Source organism: Ferrimonas balearica DSM 9799 (genome assembly GCF_000148645.1).
Lineage (GTDB): Bacteria > Pseudomonadota > Gammaproteobacteria > Enterobacterales > Shewanellaceae > Ferrimonas > Ferrimonas balearica.
The window spans coordinates 4,004,842-4,020,800 of record NC_014541.1 but is presented as its reverse complement, the minus strand read 5'-3'; the positions used below and the strand labels follow the sequence as shown (position 1 = coordinate 4,020,800).

General features: G+C 61.4%; 17 protein-coding genes. 4 read left to right on the top strand and 13 right to left on the bottom strand.

The window, feature by feature from the left end:
* Positions 1 to 54: 54 nt before the first annotated feature.
* On the bottom strand, positions 55 to 381 hold the full coding sequence (trxA, locus tag FBAL_RS18205; RefSeq protein WP_013347066.1) for a thioredoxin TrxA: 327 nt from the start codon (positions 379 to 381) through the stop codon (positions 55 to 57).
* Between the two features lie 191 nt (positions 382 to 572).
* Between trxA and rhlB the strand changes: the two genes are divergently transcribed.
* The 4 genes from rhlB (at position 573) to FBAL_RS18185 (ending at position 5,862) form a co-directional block, all read left to right on the top strand.
* Entirely contained in the window at positions 573 to 1,856 is a 1,284-nt protein-coding gene (rhlB, locus tag FBAL_RS18200) for an ATP-dependent RNA helicase RhlB (protein ID WP_013347065.1), read from the top strand.
* 97 nt (positions 1,857 to 1,953) lie between these two features.
* Positions 1,954 to 2,886, top strand: a complete 933-nt coding sequence (locus FBAL_RS18195; protein WP_013347064.1) for a Ppx/GppA phosphatase family protein — start codon at positions 1,954 to 1,956, stop codon at positions 2,884 to 2,886.
* 179 nt (positions 2,887 to 3,065) lie between these two features.
* Positions 3,066 to 4,463, top strand: coding sequence for an L-cystine transporter (locus FBAL_RS18190; RefSeq protein ID WP_013347063.1), 1,398 nt, complete (start codon positions 3,066 to 3,068; stop codon positions 4,461 to 4,463).
* Positions 4,464 to 4,527: 64 nt separating this feature from the next.
* Positions 4,528 to 5,862: a CoA-disulfide reductase gene (locus FBAL_RS18185; protein ID WP_013347062.1), complete on the top strand. Its 1,335-nt coding sequence runs from the start codon at positions 4,528 to 4,530 to the stop codon at positions 5,860 to 5,862.
* A 469-nt stretch (positions 5,863 to 6,331) separates the two neighbouring features.
* Here FBAL_RS18185 and FBAL_RS18180 read toward each other — a convergent pair whose 3' ends face one another.
* The 12 genes from FBAL_RS18180 to ubiE all read right to left on the bottom strand — a co-directional run bounded on the left by FBAL_RS18180 (position 6,332) and on the right by ubiE (position 15,928).
* A complete protein-coding gene (locus tag FBAL_RS18180) occupies positions 6,332 to 7,474 on the bottom strand; it encodes a pyridoxal phosphate-dependent aminotransferase (RefSeq protein ID WP_013347061.1) in 1,143 nt (380 codons plus the stop codon).
* A 155-nt stretch (positions 7,475 to 7,629) separates the two neighbouring features.
* Positions 7,630 to 7,998 (bottom strand): DUF3718 domain-containing protein, encoded by a 369-nt coding sequence (locus FBAL_RS18175; protein ID WP_013347060.1) that lies wholly within the window; start codon positions 7,996 to 7,998, stop codon positions 7,630 to 7,632.
* 287 nt (positions 7,999 to 8,285) lie between these two features.
* Positions 8,286 to 8,831, bottom strand: coding sequence for a thioredoxin family protein (locus FBAL_RS18170; protein ID WP_013347059.1), 546 nt, complete (start codon positions 8,829 to 8,831; stop codon positions 8,286 to 8,288).
* Positions 8,832 to 8,987: 156 nt separating this feature from the next.
* The gene (gene hemB, locus FBAL_RS18165) at positions 8,988 to 9,998 is read right to left on the bottom strand and encodes a porphobilinogen synthase (RefSeq protein WP_013347058.1); all 1,011 of its coding nucleotides are present in this window, start codon (positions 9,996 to 9,998) and stop codon (positions 8,988 to 8,990) included.
* 90 nt (positions 9,999 to 10,088) lie between these two features.
* Entirely contained in the window at positions 10,089 to 10,871 is a 783-nt protein-coding gene (locus FBAL_RS18160) for a TatD family hydrolase (RefSeq protein ID WP_013347057.1), read from the bottom strand.
* The gene (locus FBAL_RS18155; protein ID WP_013347056.1) at positions 10,871 to 11,404 is read right to left on the bottom strand and encodes a hypothetical protein; all 534 of its coding nucleotides are present in this window, start codon (positions 11,402 to 11,404) and stop codon (positions 10,871 to 10,873) included. The genes FBAL_RS18160 and FBAL_RS18155 overlap by 1 nt, the downstream gene beginning before the upstream one ends.
* A gap of 37 nt (positions 11,405 to 11,441) precedes the next feature.
* Positions 11,442 to 12,194, bottom strand: a complete 753-nt coding sequence (gene tatC / locus FBAL_RS18150; protein ID WP_013347055.1) for a twin-arginine translocase subunit TatC — start codon at positions 12,192 to 12,194, stop codon at positions 11,442 to 11,444.
* Positions 12,195 to 12,197: 3 nt separating this feature from the next.
* Entirely contained in the window at positions 12,198 to 12,608 is a 411-nt protein-coding gene (gene tatB, locus FBAL_RS18145) for a Sec-independent protein translocase protein TatB (RefSeq protein WP_013347054.1), read from the bottom strand.
* 6 nt (positions 12,609 to 12,614) lie between these two features.
* A complete protein-coding gene (tatA, locus tag FBAL_RS18140; protein ID WP_013347053.1) occupies positions 12,615 to 12,863 on the bottom strand; it encodes a Sec-independent protein translocase subunit TatA in 249 nt (82 codons plus the stop codon).
* Positions 12,864 to 12,933: 70 nt separating this feature from the next.
* On the bottom strand, positions 12,934 to 14,568 hold the full coding sequence (gene ubiB / locus FBAL_RS18135) for a ubiquinone biosynthesis regulatory protein kinase UbiB (protein ID WP_013347052.1): 1,635 nt from the start codon (positions 14,566 to 14,568) through the stop codon (positions 12,934 to 12,936).
* A complete protein-coding gene (locus tag FBAL_RS18130) occupies positions 14,565 to 15,167 on the bottom strand; it encodes a ubiquinone biosynthesis accessory factor UbiJ (RefSeq protein WP_013347051.1) in 603 nt (200 codons plus the stop codon). Before FBAL_RS18130 ends, ubiB begins: the two co-directional genes overlap by 4 nt.
* A gap of 5 nt (positions 15,168 to 15,172) precedes the next feature.
* A complete protein-coding gene (ubiE, locus tag FBAL_RS18125) occupies positions 15,173 to 15,928 on the bottom strand; it encodes a bifunctional demethylmenaquinone methyltransferase/2-methoxy-6-polyprenyl-1,4-benzoquinol methylase UbiE (RefSeq protein WP_013347050.1) in 756 nt (251 codons plus the stop codon).
* Positions 15,929 to 15,959: the final 31 nt, after the last annotated feature.

The window sequence follows — 15,959 nt, the reverse complement described above, 5'->3', positions numbered from 1 at the left end:
CCAAGCAATCAGTGCTAACTCGACTGCCCGATTCCTTTCGTCGCAGAGCCTGTCTTACAGGTGGGCGTCGATAAACTCTTTCAGCTGGGTCTTGGAGGCGGCGCCAACCTTGGTGCCCGCCAGTTGACCGTCTTTGAACAGCAGCAGGGTGGGGATACCACGGATGCCGTACTTCGGCGGGGTTTCGCTGTTCTGGTCAACGTTCAGTTTGCCGATGGTCAGCTGGTCGCCGTACTCTTCGGCCAGCTCATCCAGAACCGGAGCGATCATCTTGCAGGGGCCACACCACTCTGCCCAGAAGTCCACCAGGACCGGCTTGTCCGCTTTCAGTACATCGGTCTCGAAGCTGTCATCGGACAGCTGCACAATCTTGTCGCTCATTGTTAACTCCGTTTCTAGTTCGGCTAGCGTCCTTGGGACGCCCCATGAGGTCCTATCTGGGGACACCGCCCCTGGCTTTCAACCCCGTTTGACTAAGGGTGGGATTGAAGGGTCCGAAGACGATGAGATATGGCGATTATTTGACTTGATTAGGTTCCCAATGGCAAGCGCTTCCGATATGCTGCACCGTTATGACTAAGACCCATCTTACCGAAACCAAATTCGCCGATTTTCCGCTGGCTCCCCAAGTGGTTGAAGCCCTGGAATCGAGTGGATTTACCCACTGCACGCCGATTCAGGCGCTGACCCTGCCTATCGTCTTGTCCGGTAAGGACATTGCGGGTCAAGCCCAGACCGGTACCGGCAAAACTCTGGCGTTCCTGGTCGCCACCTTCCACGAGCTGCTGAAGCAGCCCGCCCCGGAAGGTCACGATGGTAAGAGCCCCCGCGCCCTTATCATGGCCCCGACCCGGGAACTGGCCATCCAGATCTTTAAGGACGCGGAACCGCTGTCCGAGGCCACCGGCCTGAAGCTGGGTCTGGCCTATGGCGGCGAAGGCTACGACAGCCAGCGCGCCACCCTGGAGGCGGGCGTCGATATCCTTATCGGCACCACCGGTCGCCTGATCGACTACTACAAGCAGGGCACCTACAAGCTTAACGGCATCCAGGTGATGGTGCTGGATGAAGCCGATCGCATGTTCGATCTGGGCTTTATCAAAGACATCCGCTACCTGTTCCGTCGTATGCCGGCCCCGGCTGAGCGTCGTAACATGCTGTTCTCCGCCACCCTCTCCTTTAAGGTGCAGGAGCTGGCCTACGAGCACATGAACGAGCCGGAGCACGTGCAGGTGGAGCCGGAGCAGAAAACCGGTAAGCGCATCAAGGAGGAGCTGTTCTACCCCTCCAACGATGACAAGATGCGTCTGCTGCTGACCCTGATTGAGGAAGATTGGCCGGACAAGGCGATCATCTTCGCCAACACCAAGCACCGTTGTGAAGACATCTGGGCCTGGATGGCGGGCGATGGCCACCGCGTGGGCCTGCTGACCGGTGACGTACCGCAGAAGAAGCGGGTCAAGATCCTGGAGCAGTTCAAAGCCGGTGAAGTCGACTTCCTGGTGGCCACCGACGTGGCAGCCCGTGGTCTGCACATCGCTGACGTGACCCACGTATTCAACTACGACCTGCCGGACGATGCCGAAGACTACGTACACCGCATCGGTCGTACCGGTCGTGCGGGCGCTACCGGGCACTCCATCAGCTTTGCCTGTGAGCAGTACGCTCTGAACCTGCCGGCCATCGAAGAGTACATTGGCCATCAGATCCCGGTGAGCAGCTACGATGCCACCGCTCTGCTGACTGACATTCCGCGTCCGCAACGCATCCAGCGCAACCGCCGTCCGGGTGGTCGCGATGGTCAGCGACGCGACGGCCGTAGTGGCGGCGGACGGGGCCCGCGGCCCCGGCGATAAACGGATAACGGCGGCCTGATGGCCGCCGTTTTGCCATTGCAAAGCCAATGGCGAGGACTAGCACTGAGCGGGCCAGGCCCGATGAACCCACTCCCCTATGGTAAAACCCCAAACCGACCCTTCCGACACCCTGGTTGCCGCCATCACCCTTGGCTCCAACAGCTTTAATCTGCTGATTGCCAAAACCGGCCCGGCGGTTCCCACCATCATTGCCAAACACAAACGCAAAGCCCGTCTTGCCCGGGGCCTGGCCCTGGACGGCCACATTGGCGATGACGCCATGGCCGAAGGACTGGATTGCCTGGCCTGGTTTGGCGAGTTGCTGAAGCAGTACCAACCCGCCCGAGTGGCGGTGCTGGCCACCGCCGCCCTGCGCCAAGCCGACAACGCAGCTCAGTTCATCGCGGAAGGGGAGCCTCGCCTCGGTTACCCCATTGAGGTGATCAGCGGCCAGCGTGAAGCCACTCTGATCTACCAGGGGATGCGGGCAGCCACCGCCGTAACCGGCACCGTGATGGTGCTGGACATCGGCGGCGCCAGTACCGAGTTGGTGGTGGGCGATGAGCAGGCCATGGCGTTTAAGCACTCCTTTGAACTGGGCTGCGTCACCACCATGCAGGGGGCGTTGCAGCAGGGCATCAGTGCCGACGCCTTTGATCAGGTCGCACAGACCGTCAGCGAGGCGCTGGCGCCGTTTGCCGAGCAACTGGCGCCCTACCATGGCATTGAAGCGCTGGGCGTCTCCGGCACCGTCCGCAGTTTGTTTGAGTTGTTTGAAGCCCGGGGCACACCGCTGGAAGCGATTACCCCAATCGAACTTTCCCAGGTACGCGATGAGTTGCTGAACCTGGGCCACAACGCGTTGCCCGGCCTCGACCCGGAGCGGGTGCCCACCTTTGCCGCTGGTGTTGCCCTGCTGACGGGCTTTATGACGGCACTGGAACTGCCTCAGCTGGCTCTGGCTGGCGGCGCGTTGCGTGAGGGTGTGCTGGTAGAGCTGGCGCGGGAACTGGCTGACACCGACCGTTAATTACTCAAATAGACTTTATTATTCCATTTGGGCATAAAGATCTGGGCGCGCCATTGGGTATGCTGCGCGTCTAGAGGGAGAAACCCAGAGGGATCCTTTGGGTTGCAACATAATTACAACCACTCCCGCCAGTATTAAGAGGCGAACCGGGATATTTACCCGGATAAGGTACGAGTACTATGAGTTTGTCTATTTTGCTCAACGTCGTGGTGATGTTGGGACTGTTCTACCTGCTGTTCACGCTGCAGCAGAAACACGTCAAATTTACCCGCCGGGTGTTCCTGGCCCTGGGCCTGGGTATCGGTTACGGTGCCATCCTGCAGTGGGCCTATGGCAGTGGCTCGCCGGTACTGAGCCAATCCATCGAGTACTTCGACATCGTCGGTAAGGGCTACGTACAGCTGCTTAAGATGATCGTGGTGCCCCTGGTGATGGTCTCCATCATCAGCGCCATCCTGAAACTGAAGGATGGCCAGTCGCTGGGTAAGATCTCCGGCCTGACCATTGGTGTTCTGCTGTTTACCGTGGCCATCGCCGGCCTTATCGGTATGGCCGTGGCGCACCTGTTTGGTCTCTCCGCTGAGGGGCTGACCGAAGGTGCCCGTGAAGCGGAGCGCGCTGCCGCGCTGGTGGCCCGGGAAGGCGCTGCGGAGCAGATCTCCATCGCCCGCACCCTGGTGGAGCTGATCCCCGCTAACCCCTTCCTCGACATGACCGGTGCCCGTGACACCTCCATCATCTCAGTGGTGATCTTCTCCGCCTTTGTCGGCATCGCCGCGCTGGGTGTGCATAAGAAGCAGCCGGAGCTGGCGGACAAGTTCGACAGCTTTATGCAGGTGGCTTACGCCATTGTGATGCGCATCGTGACCCTGGTGCTGCGCCTGACCCCCTACGGTGTACTGGCGTTGATGACCAAGGTGCTGGCGGGCTCCAACTTTGCCGACATCCTCAACCTGTTTAACTTTGTGCTGGCCTCTTATCTGGCCCTGGCGCTGATGTTTGGCGTGCACCTGCTGCTGATCACCCTGGCGGGCGGTAACCCCTTCACCTACGTCAAGAAGGTGCTGCCGGTGCTCTCCTTTGCCTTCACCAGCCGCACCAGTGCCGGCACCATCCCGCTGACCGTGCAGACCCAAACCCGTCAGCTCGGTATCCCGGATGGTATCGCCAACTTTGCCGCGTCGTTCGGTGCCACCATCGGCCAGAACGGTTGTGCCGGTATCTACCCGGCCATGCTGGTGGTGATGATCGCCCCGGCCGTGGGCATCGACCCGATGAGCCCGATGTTCATCGCCACCGTGATCGCCACCATCGTGGTGGGCTCCTTCGGGGTGGCCGGTGTGGGTGGCGGCGCCACCTTTGCCGCGTTGATCGTGCTGACCGCGCTGGATATGCCGGTGGCGCTGGTCGGCCTGCTGATCTCCATTGAGCCGCTGATCGACATGGGCCGTACCGCCCTGAACGTGAACGGTGCGATCACCTCCGGCTTCGTCACCAGCCGCGTGCTGGGGCAGACCGACATGTCGGTCTACAATGGCGAGCAGGAGTTGGAACTGGACCTGGAATCGGTATCCTGATCCCCACCATTGTTGCCCCGGGCCGCCACATTGGGCGGCCCGTTTGTTTGTTGCAGGAAGTGATATGAAGATCCTGATCATCGGCGCAGAAGCCGCCGGTATGAGCGCTGCCGCCAAGGCGCGTCGCAGCGCTCCCGACGCCACCATCACCGTATTTGAACAGGGTGAGGTGGTCTCCTTTGGCGCTTGTGGCCTGCCCTATTTTGTCGGCGGCTCCTTCGATGAGCCGGGCTATATGGCGGAGCGCAGCGTGGAGCAGTTCCGCGCCTCTGGCATCGACCTGCGCACCGGCCATCGGGTTGAGCGCATCGACGCACAAGCCAAGCTGGCGGTGGTGACCAACCTGGCCAGTGGCGAACGCTTTGAGCAGCCCTATGACAAGTTGATGATCGCCACCGGTGCCTCGGTGGTGCGTCCGCCGGTGGCGGGACTGGAGCTGGCCAACGTCCATTTCCTCAAGTCGATGGACGATGGCCTGGCGCTGCGTGCGCTGGCGGAGCAGGACGCGATTCAGAACGTGGTGGTGATCGGTGCCGGTTACATCGGCCTGGAAGTGGTGGAAGCGATGCACCACCGCGGCAAGCAGGTTCGCCTGGTGGAGCTGGCGGACCGTGTGCTGGCGGAGTCCTTCGACAGCGAGATGAGCGACATCATCGAAGCGGCGATCCGTCGCCACGACATCGCCCTGCATCTGGGGGAGCGGGTTGAAGCCCTGGAGGGTGAGGGCACCGTGACTCAGGTGCGAACCGATAAGGGCGTCTACCCGGCGGATCTGGTGGTGGTGGCCACCGGGGTCAGGCCGACCACCGAGTTCCTTGCCGATACCGGCATTGAGCGCCTGGCCAACGGTGCCATCGTCATCGACGAGCAGGGCCGCACCAGTCTGCCGGACGTATACGCCGCCGGCGACTGTGCCACCGTGTGGCACCGGGTACGTCAGCAGGCGGTGTACATCCCGCTGGCGACCACTGCCAATAAGATTGGCCGTCTGGTGGGGGAGAACCTGTGTGGCGCCGAGAAGGCGTTCCCCGGCACCCTGGGCAGCGCCGGTGTGCGGGTGCTGGACGTGGAAGCGGGCCGTACCGGCCTGGGCCTGCGTGAAGCAGAAGCGCTGGGACTGGACGTAAAGAGCGTGGTGATCGACGACAAGAACACCACCAACTACGTGCCGGGCCAGGCGCCGATCCGGGTCAAGCTGGTGTACGAAGCGGGCACCAAACGCCTGCTGGGTGGCCAGCTGGCTGGTGGAGAGGGTGCGGTGCTGCGGGTGGATACCCTGGCCGCGGCCATTCAGGGCAACCTGACCACCGCCGATCTGGGCATGATGGACCTGGTTTATGCGCCACCATTCGCGCGCACCTGGGACGCGCTGAACGTGGCAGGCAACGTGGCCAAATAAGTGGTCGTTACCGAATGAAAAGGGCAGCCAGTGGCTGCCCTTTTTTGTGGTTCATCGCATATTTTCGTGGGAGCCTCGGCTCCGAGCCCGTTGCGACCTACTGAGCCGTTGCCGGGATGCCCCGGCGGGCACCAGAAGGGCGCTGCCCGGCTGCGCGCCCCGCTCTTGACACCCCTGCCTCCGGCGCGGCGAAAGCCCCTCGCTCCCACTCCTTCCCGTTCAGCACTGGCCAGACTCGCCTCCCTGCTCGGCTGGCACTCGGGCCATCCCTGGCCCTCGGCTTCACTCCCAGTCGCTCCCGCTCGGCGCCGCGAGTCGGCGTTTGGTGGACGGCTACGCCGTGATAGTTGGGTGCTCATTCCAATTCGAAATCAGCAGCGATCCCTCAGAGGCCACCGAGAGGTATTGTCTTTGAGAAGTCGCTTCTGCCTTCTTTCTCCGCTAATCCGCGAAGAACCTTTTTTGTGGATTATACCCAGCCTTTCTGGCGGAACTGGATCAGGGTCTGGCAGAACCGTTTCATCTCGTCCGGGCGGCCCAGAGAGAGTCGGTTCCAGCCATTGCTGTGGTTAAAGGCGCGGCCAACCAGAATGCCGGCGTCGGCCATCCGCTGCTGGTACTGAGCGGTGTCGCCCTTCACCTCGTGGAACAGGAAGTTGGCGTTGCAGGGCAGCGCCTTCAGGCCCAGCGCCTCCAGCGTGGCCATCACCAGCGCCAGCGCGTCCTGATTGCTGCGGCGGGAGTGGGCAACCCAATCCTTGTCCTCCAGCGCGGCTTTGGCGGCGACACAGCCTGCCAGGTTGGCGTTGTCGATACTGGCCTGGGCCGCCATCGCCTTGATCAGACTCGGGTGCGCGACGCCGTAGCCGACCCGCAAACCGGCCAGGGCGTAAATTTTGGAGAAGGTACGGGCCACCACCAGATGCGGGTTGGTCTGGGTCAGGCCGATGGCGGAGACAAAGGCCGGGTCATTGACGTATTCCGCATAGGCTTCATCCAGGATGAAGCTCAGAGCATCGGAGCCCTGCGCCAGCCAGTTGGCCAGCTCGCCCTGTGGCAGCATCAGGCCGGTGGGGTTATTGGGGTTGCACAGATACACCACGGACTTGCCCGGGTGGGCGGCAACGGCGGCCTTCATCGCCGCGATGTCGGTCTCGAACGTCGACGTCAGCGGCACTTTCACCACCTTGAGGCCCCGGGCCAGGGCATAGTCTTCCGCCACCCCATAGGTGGGGTCGGGCATCACCAGCTGGGCGCCCGGTTCGGCCATGGCGTCCACCGCCATCTTCAGGATCTCGGAGGAGCCGTTGCCGTAGATCAGCTGGTCCGCACTGATCTGGTGGTGGCTGGCCAGGCTGGCCATCAACTCTGACTTGGCCTGGTCCGGGTAGCGGAAGGCGTTGGGCAGTGCCTTGGCCAGCGCCTGCTGAGATGCGGGCGGCAGTCCCAATGAATTTTCATTGAAATTGAGCGCCAGGGGGCCGTTGCCGTCTGTGGCGGCAAATGGCAGTTCGGCAGCGCCAGATGCGTTGCTTTGACAGCCAGTTAGGGCCAGTGCGCCCAGTGCAGCGCTGGATCCGAGAAAGTGGCGACGGGAGAGGTTTGTGTGCATAAAAATGCCCTTTATTTGAATTGTTATTTTTGGGCATCATAATCGGCAACGGCCGTTGCGCCAGTGCCATCACACCGAACTGTGACCGGTTTCACGGGGCGGTTAAAAACGCAGCGGCCCCAAATCGGGGCCGCGTTTCACAGGTGGTGTCAGCGTTAGCGATAGCGGCCGGTCAGGGCGATCACCACTGGCGTATCCGAGTGGGTTTGGGCCTGCTCCTGAATGGTCACGGTGCCCTGTGGGGCATAAACACCCAGGCGCCGCACCGACCGTCGGTCGGGGTTATAGCGGGCGGCAAAGGTCGCGATGTTTTCATCATTGCAGTCGATGGCGCGAACCGCCGATTGTTCGGTCAGGCCCTGATGCTTAATGGCCTGACGTAACTGCATCGGTTTCATGGTGGCGGCGGCGATACAGAGCTTGGTGGCGGTAGAACGGTCCTGAGGCACAAACTCGACCGAGGCGGCCTGGCTGGTGGCGATAAAGCCCAGGCTGATCATGGCGGTAAGGGCAACGGCTTTCATCGGCGATTCCTTAAGCGAGGAGTGGGCACTTTGAAACCATGGTTGGCATGGCGGTTCCGGGTGTTGCGAAAGGGTGTGGGAGTGTAAGGAAATCACAGAGGTGGTGCGGGGGAGTGTTGGCTAACTGCCGGTATGCGAAGTGCAAAACCGGGTTTGCGCCCTGCGCTGCTGACATATCCTGAAACAGCTTGTGGGCGATGCCCGATGTCGACACTGAATGGCCGCCTGAGCGCATGGCAGAGCATAAAAAAACCCGCCTTATGGCGGGTTTTTCTGAACGTGGACGCTTACTCGGTGGTGCCGAGGATATTCATCAGGTCCTGCTCCAGGGTTTCTGAAGTGGGACGCTCAACGATGCGACCCTGCTCTTCACCCTCCTGGAACACCAGCACTGTCGGGATGCGCTGGAAGTCATACTGGGCGGCCAGGCCTTCGGGATCGGTGCGGCTGCGATCGATGCCGATGTACTTGACGCTCAGGTTGGGGTTATTGGCTTCGGCCAGGATTTTGGCCAGTCGCGGGGTTTCGCGATGACAGTCGGGGCACCAGGTACCCACAATCACCACCAGCTCGGTGGGGGTGTCGATGGCGGCCAGTTTGGCCACCAGGGCCGCGTCGGCCTGGTAGGCATCGAAGTTGGCTTCATAACCGGGCTGCTGGCGCAGCTCTTCGAAACCAAGGAGTCCGGTCAGGATCACTTCCTTCTTCTCCTCTTCGCAGGTGGCAAACAGGCCACCTTCGGCTTGGTTATCGAAACCGCAACCGCCCTGAGCGGCCATTGCCGGGCCCATCATCAGCGGGGCCAGTACCAGGGCTAACAGAGTGCGTTTCATGGTGAATCTCCCTTGTCCGTTCACGTCTGTGTCACCAGTATGAGGGCAACCGGGGCAAAAAGTGCGGGGCGTTCATGGGAACTGTGAGACGGGACAAAAAAGCAGCGAAAGCGTGAAAACGGGCAGGAGAGCCTGCCCGTTTTTGCTTAGTGAGGCTTACTCGGCCTCTTTCAGCCAGCGTGCAACCGGCTTGGCGAAGTAGGTGAGGATGCCATCGGCACCGGCACGCTTGAAGCACAGCAGCGCTTCCAGAACCACCTTCTTCTCATCCAGCCAGCCATTCTGGGCTGCGGCTTTGAGCATGGCGTACTCACCACTCACCTGGTAGGCAAAGGTGGGCACTTTCAGTTCGGTCTTCACGCGGCGAACGATGTCCAGGTAGGGCATACCCGGTTTCACCATCACCATGTCCGCCCCTTCCTCGATGTCCATGGCCACTTCCTGAATCGCTTCATCGCTGTTGGCCGGGTCCATCTGGTAGGTGTGCTTGTTGCCACTGCCCAGGTTGCCTGCGCTGCCAACGGCGTCGCGGAACGGGCCGTAGAAGCTGGAGGAGTACTTGGCGGAGTACGCCATGATCTGGGTGTTGATGTGACCCGCGGCTTCCAGTGCGTCACGGATGGCGCCGATACGGCCATCCATCATGTCGGACGGGGCCACCATGTCGGCACCGGCTTCGGCGTGGGACAGAGCCTGCTTCACCAGCACTTCGGTGGTGATGTCATTGAGGATGTAGCCGGACTCGTCGATGATGCCGTCCTGACCGTGGGTGGTGAAGGGATCCAGCGCCACGTCGGTGATCACACCCAGCTCCGGGAAGGCGCGCTTCAGGGCACGAACCGCTTTCTGAGCCAGACCTTCCGGGTTAAAGGCTTCTTCCGCACCGAGGGATTTTTTCTCTTGCGGGGTGACCGGGAACAGGGCCACCGCAGGCACGCCCAGGGCCACCAGCTCTGCCATCTCTTCCAGCAGCAGGTCGATGGACAGGCGCTCTACGCCCGGCATGGACTCAACCGCTTCGCGACGGTTGTTGCCTTCCAGTACGAACACCGGGTAGATGAGATCGTTGACCGTCAGGGTGTTCTCCGCGATCAGGCGACGGGAAAAGTCGTGCTTGCGGATACGACGCGGACGTCGACGGGGAAAGGCTCCGGTTACTTGGCTCACGGATCACTCCTTGTAGTGAAATTGGATGATCGCCAGGGCGATTTCAGCGTGTCATGTTAGCAAACTGGTGGTTACGGTGTATGGCAGAGGTCACAACTGAAACAACTGCTTGACGTTGGCCTCGGTCAGCTCACTCAGTGCCTGCTCGCTTTGACTGCGAAGTTGGGCAACGGTTCGGGCGATATGGGGCAAATGGGCCGGTTCATTGCGCCGACTTTTCGGTTTGGGGCGCAGATCACGGGGCAGCAGATAGGGGGAGTCGGTTTCCAGCAGCAGGCGATGATCAGGGATGCGGGTCACCAGCTGGCGCAGCTCGGTGCCGCGTCGCTCGTCGCAGATCCAGCCGGTGATGCCGATGTGAAGGTCCAGGTCCAGTGCCGCCTGAAGCTCGTCAGCGGTGCCGGTAAAGCAGTGCAGCACGGCGCCGGGCAATCGGTCCCGGTAGCGGGCGACCATCGGAATAAAGTCGTCATAAGCCTCCCGGCAGTGCAGCACCAGCGGGCGGCGGTGTTCAACCGCCAGTTCCAGTTGGGCCTCAAACGCGGCGCGTTGCGCCTCGCGGGAGGAGAAGTCGCGGAAGTAGTCGAGCCCACACTCACCAATGGCAATCACGGCAGGATGCTGTATCAGCCTGACCAGCCGTTCGACGCGGTCACTGGCCCATTCGCTGGCGTGATGGGGGTGAACGCCAGCGGTCAGCTTCAGGGCCGGATAATCGGCCTGAATGGCTTGCAGTGCGGTGGCTTCAGCGAGATCGCTGGCCAGCGCCACCACCCGGTGTACCCCGGCGGCTTTGGCGTTTTCCAGCGTTTGGTCAATCTCTCCGGCCAGTTGGCCAGAGAGCAGGTTGACGGCGATGTCGGTCCAGTGCATCAGTCGAGTCGCTTCACCCGGGTGGAGCCGTTACGGCCTTCGGCGGACAGCAGGAAGGAGCCCAGTGAGGCACGCTCAATGGTCACGGTATCCCCGCTTTTTACTTTGTAGCGGCGGGATTCGGTCTGGCGCCAGCGCTGGCCATTCTCCAGGGTCAGGGTCCATTGCCCGTAGGGGTTGGTGGTGACCTTGGTAACCGCACTGGTGATGGCGTCGATGGCCTCGGCTTTGGGCGTAGTAACGCCAAATTCCGCTTCCGGATCGGCCTGGGGCGCGACCACGGCAGGGGCGGCGGCCACGGGAGCAGCAGGAGCGACGGCAGCGGGTACGGTACGGCCAGCGGCTTTGCTGAATTCGTCGTAGCAGAGCAGACGGTCGAGTTGGTCCTGTTGGCCAGCGCACTGGGCGATGGCTTCGGCCAGCTGGTCGTAACAGGCCAGACGGGCCCGTTGGTCGGGTTGGTCAGTACAACCAAATCCGGCGGCATAAGTGCCGCCGGAAATCAGGGTCAGTAGCAGCAGGGTAGCGCGCATTCTCCCTCCATGGAGGCGATAGCCCTGCTATCGCCTGTTAGTCCGTAGCGTGTTCGCCCTCTTCCTCTTCTTCGTCGTCCTTCGGCGTGTAGAACCGGGCAAAGAACAGGCCCGCTTCAAACAGCAGCAGCATGGGGATGGCCAGCATGGACTGAGAGATCACGTCCGGCGGGGTCAGCACCATACCGATTACGAAGGCACCCACGATGATGTAGGGGCGTTTCTCTTTCAGGCTTGCCACGTCGGTGGCGCCTGTCCAGCACATTAGCATCACCGCAATGGGGATCTCAAACGCCAGACCGAAAGCGAAGAACAGCTTCAAAACGAAGTTGAGGTAGCTGTTGATGTCCGTTGCCACCTGCACCCCTTCCGGTGCCACGCTGGTGAAGAAGCCAAACACCACCGGGAACACAACGAAGTAGGCAAACGCGATGCCGGAGTAGAACAGCACCGTACTGGAGGCCAGCAGTGGCATGATCATCTTGCGTTCATGCTTGTACAGACCCGGCGCAATAAAGGCCCACATCTGGTACAGCACGTACGGAATCGCGAGGAAGAAGGACACCACCAGGGTCAGCTTGAAGGGTGCAAAGAACGGCGAGGCCACGTCGGTGGCGATCATCGATGCACTCTCAGGCATTACCTCAAGCAGCGGTTTGGAGAGGTAGTGGTAGATGTCTTTGGACCAGTAGGCCAGAGAGAAAAACACCACCAGAACGGAGCCGATTGCCTTCATCAAACGGCTGCGCAGCTCCATCAAGTGGCTAATCAAGGGTTGCTGGTCAGACATGGTTTACTCTTTGGGCTTGGACTCGGCCGGCGCTGCTGCAGGTGCGGCTGCTGCCGGTTTGGTCTCGTTGTCCGCGGTCGCCGGAGCGGGCTCTGCGGCCGGGGCCTGAGCGTCGCTTTCCGCGTAGGGGCGGTTTACCGATTGGGCAGCCTCCCGCAGTTCCTGGATGGATTGCTGCAGGCCGGGGTCAAGATCCTTGAGCCCCTTGGCTTCCGCCTTTTTCAGATCCGCCTGGAGCTGTTCGATTTTCAGCTCCTGTTCCAGCTCGGTGCGCACAGAACCGGCCATCCGCTTAATGGTGCGGACCCAGCCGGAGACGGTACGTACCGCCACGGGCAGTCGTTCCGGGCCGAGCACAATCAGGCCCAGCACCACGACCACCAGCATTTCGAAAAAGCCGAACCCGTCGAACATAAGGGATTACGCCTGTTCTTTGTTCTTCTGCTCAGTGGTGTTCTGGGCAGCAGTGTTTTGAGCGGTAGTCTCTTTGCCGTTGTCTTCCAGTGCTTTCTTGTCGGCCGCAGCGGAATCTTCGTCGGACATGGCTTTCTTGAAGCCTTTAACAGCGCCGCCGAGGTCGCCGCCGATGCCGCGCAGTTTCTTGGTTCCGAACAGCAAAACTACGATCAGTGCGACGATCAGAAGTTGCCAGATGCTGATGTTGCCCATAGTGGCTCCCATTTACGGTTTGCGGCTGTTATTCAGCCTGAGAAATCATCTTCAAGTGTACCGTGGTTAATCACGGTTTCCTAATTCGCCAGCACGTGATCCAGGCCACAAAGCCCGCCGTTGCCAACGCCATGGAAGGCCAGATTGTAACGGTTTTACCAAAGAGGATTGTGCTGGAGATCACCAAACACCCACCTATCACGAGGAAAATTTGGCTTCTGTGTTGGCGACGACGTTCCTGAATGTAGGGTTCCAGAACCTGCCGGGGATTGGTCAGCAGGGTGCGGCCCAGGGTCAGGTTGTCATGCAAAAGATCCGGCAGTTCAGGCAGTTTCTCCGCCCAGAACGGCGCGGATTCCTTAACCCGTTGCCAGTAGGCCTGGGGCCCCATCTGCTGCGCCATCCACTGTTCCAGGAACGGTTTGGCGGTGTCCCAAAGATCCAATTGCGGATAGAGCTGGCGACCGAGTCCTTCGATATAGAGCAGGGTTTTCTCCAGCAGCACCAGCTGAGGTTTGACTACCATGCCGAACTCGTGGGCGGTGCGGAACAGGTCAACCAGCAGCTGGCCGAAGCTGATCTCCGACAGCGGCTTGTTCTCCAGCGGTGCGAACACCTGCTTAAGGGCGTGCTCAAAGGCCACTGGATCCGCCTTGGCGTCCACCCAGCCGGTTTGCAGGAACAGTTGCGCCAGACGGCGGTAATCCTGGTTAAAGAAGGCCAGGAAGATCTCCGCCATATCGCGCTTGTCCTGTTCGGACAGGTGGCCGACGATGCCGCAGTCGATGCCGATGTACATCGGGTCGTCCGGATGTTCGCGGGAGACAAAGATGTTGCCCGGGTGCATGTCGGCGTGGAAGAAGTTGTCCCGGAACACCTGGGTGAAGAACACCTCCACCCCACGTTCAGCCAGCTTCTTCATGTCGGTACCCTGGGCATGCAGGGCCGCAATGTCGGTGACCGGAATGCCGTAGATGCGCTCCATCACCATCAGGTTGGGGTGGCTGAACTGCTCATACACCCTGGGGATGTACAGTGCGTCAGACCCTTCAAAGTTGGCGCGCAGGCGCTGAGCGTTGTCCGCTTCGCGGGTCAGGTCCAGCTCCGCCAGGATGGTGCGGCGGTAATCTTCGACCACCTCCACCGGGTGCAGGCGCTGGCCGGTAGGGCTGGCCGCCAGCAGGCGGGCGACCTGAGCCATCAGGGCCAGGTCGGCGCGGATCACCGACTCAATGCCGGGACGCACCACCTTAATCACCACCTCATCACCGTTGGACTTGAGCCGGGCGGTGTGGACCTGCGCCACCGAAGCGGAGGCCAGTGGAGTGGGGTTAAAGTCGTCGAACAGGGCGTCGATGGGTTGGCCCAGCGCCGCTTCAATGCGCGCAGTGGCCTGGTCGGGGGAGAAGGGAGGGACCTGGTCCTGCAGCAGGGCCAGCGCATCGGCCAGTTCATCCGGCAGCAGGTCGCGCCGGGTGGAAAGCATCTGGCCGAACTTGATGTAAACCGGGCCCAGCGCCTGCAGGGCCAGCTTCAGTCGTACCGCCGGGGCTTCATGCTGGGCGGTGCGGGGCAGCCAGAACAACAGCCGGTCGAGCCACACCAGCAGGGCGGGGCGGCGCGATTCGGGCAACAGATCAAGCAGGCGGTATCGGTGCAGGGTGCGGGCAATCTGCCAGCTGCGACGCAGCGACGCCAGGGTCATGAACGCCGCTCCAGTTCCGTCAGGCGACGGGCCAGTTGCTCAACCTGTTGAGCCAGGGCATCCACCTGCTCAACAAAGTGGGCCACTTCGCTCTGTCCCGGGGCCAGCCGCAACTCCTCCCGCAGCACTTCACCGGTGTGCTGGTGCAGGCGGTTCAGATCCTGCTCGGCACGGTTGAGCAGTGCCCGGCCGGTCTGATCGACACGGTAGGCCATGGCATCGCCCAGGTAGCGGCTCAGCGGCTCGGCCAGGTCCGGCTCGATGGCGCCCAGCAGGTTGGCCAGCTTGCCCACCAGCTGCATGTCACCTTCGATCTCCAGCGCCCCCTCTTTCACCAGAGTGGACAGCGAGGCGCCCTGGGACACCTGGCGCAGGGTCAGCAGACTGAGGCTGAGCTGGGCTTGAGTGTCGCCGTCGTATTCGCTGTAGACCTGGATAGGGTCACGCAGGATCAGGAAAAGCGGGAAGGGCAGCTCACTGAGCTGTAACCGGACCACCTGACCCTGCCATCGGGCCAGGGGGTTCGGATCGGGGTGGAAACGCAACAGTTGGGCCAGGGTGGTTTCCATTACCCCGGCCACGAGGGTGGCGATCCGCATCGGCTTTAGAACTTATAGCCGCGGTGCAGCGCCACCACGCCGTTGGTCATATTGACGTAGTCGGCCTGGTCGAAACCGGCATCCAGCATCATCTGCTTGAGGGTTTCCTGGTCCGGGTGGACACGGATGGATTCGGACAGGTAGCGGTAGGACTCAGCGTCACCGGCCACCATGGAACCCATGCGCGGAATCACCTGGAAGCTGTAGAAGTCGTAGGCCTTCTGCATCAGTGCGTTCTGCGGCTTGGAGAACTCCAGCACCAGCAGCTTGCCGCCGGGCTTGAGGATGCGTTGCATCGACTTCAGCGCCTTCTCTTTTTCGGTCACGTTACGCAGACCGAAAGCGATGGTGATGATGTCAAAGTGGTTGTCCGGGAACGGCAGCGCTTCGGCGTTGGCCTGAACGTAGCTGACGTTGCCGACCACGCCCATGTCGTGCAGCTTGGCACGGCCCACTTTCAGCATGGAGTCGTTGATGTCGGCCAGAACCACTTCGCCGGTTTCGCCCACCAGGTGGGAGAACTTGGCGGTCAGGTCACCGGTGCCGCCAGCCAGATCCAGCACTTTCATGCCAGGGCGGGCCGCTGCACATTCGATGGTAAAACGCTTCCAGTAGCGGTGAACGCCGAAGGACATCAGGTCGTTCATCAGGTCGTACTTGGACGCCACGGAGTGGAACACGTCCGCCACCATCTCTGCTTTGCGGTCTTTCTCTACCTGCTTGTAGCCAAAATGAGTTTTGTTGTCAGCGCCGTCGGCCATGCTGTTGTCAATCCTGTGCAGCCATCTTGGG

Bases quoted from the DNA above. Each gene is read 5' to 3' on its own strand.
- FBAL_RS18175 (WP_013347060.1), bottom strand. From the start codon at position 7,998: ATGAAAGCCGTTGCCCTTACCGCCATGATCAGCCTGGGCTTTATCGCC.
- FBAL_RS18170 (WP_013347059.1), bottom strand. From the start codon at position 8,831: ATGAAACGCACTCTGTTAGCCCTGGTACTGGCCCCGCTGATGATGGGC.
- FBAL_RS18130 (WP_013347051.1), bottom strand. From the start codon at position 15,167: ATGCGGATCGCCACCCTCGTGGCCGGGGTAATGGAAACCACCCTGGCC.
- tatB (WP_013347054.1), bottom strand. From the start codon at position 12,608: ATGTTCGACGGGTTCGGCTTTTTCGAAATGCTGGTGGTCGTGGTGCTG.
- ubiB (WP_013347052.1), bottom strand. From the start codon at position 14,568: ATGACCCTGGCGTCGCTGCGTCGCAGCTGGCAGATTGCCCGCACCCTG.
- FBAL_RS18180 (WP_013347061.1), bottom strand. From the start codon at position 7,474: ATGCACACAAACCTCTCCCGTCGCCACTTTCTCGGATCCAGCGCTGCA.
- FBAL_RS18160 (WP_013347057.1), bottom strand. From the start codon at position 10,871: ATGCACTGGACCGACATCGCCGTCAACCTGCTCTCTGGCCAACTGGCC.
- tatA (WP_013347053.1), bottom strand. From the start codon at position 12,863: ATGGGCAACATCAGCATCTGGCAACTTCTGATCGTCGCACTGATCGTA.
- ubiE (WP_013347050.1), bottom strand. From the start codon at position 15,928: ATGGCCGACGGCGCTGACAACAAAACTCATTTTGGCTACAAGCAGGTA.
- tatC (WP_013347055.1), bottom strand. From the start codon at position 12,194: ATGTCTGACCAGCAACCCTTGATTAGCCACTTGATGGAGCTGCGCAGC.
- FBAL_RS18155 (WP_013347056.1), bottom strand. From the start codon at position 11,404: ATGCGCGCTACCCTGCTGCTACTGACCCTGATTTCCGGCGGCACTTAT.
- FBAL_RS18190 (WP_013347063.1), top strand. From the start codon at position 3,066: ATGAGTTTGTCTATTTTGCTCAACGTCGTGGTGATGTTGGGACTGTTC.
- rhlB (WP_013347065.1), top strand. From the start codon at position 573: ATGACTAAGACCCATCTTACCGAAACCAAATTCGCCGATTTTCCGCTG.
- FBAL_RS18185 (WP_013347062.1), top strand. From the start codon at position 4,528: ATGAAGATCCTGATCATCGGCGCAGAAGCCGCCGGTATGAGCGCTGCC.
- trxA (WP_013347066.1), bottom strand. From the start codon at position 381: ATGAGCGACAAGATTGTGCAGCTGTCCGATGACAGCTTCGAGACCGAT.
- FBAL_RS18195 (WP_013347064.1), top strand. From the start codon at position 1,954: ATGGTAAAACCCCAAACCGACCCTTCCGACACCCTGGTTGCCGCCATC.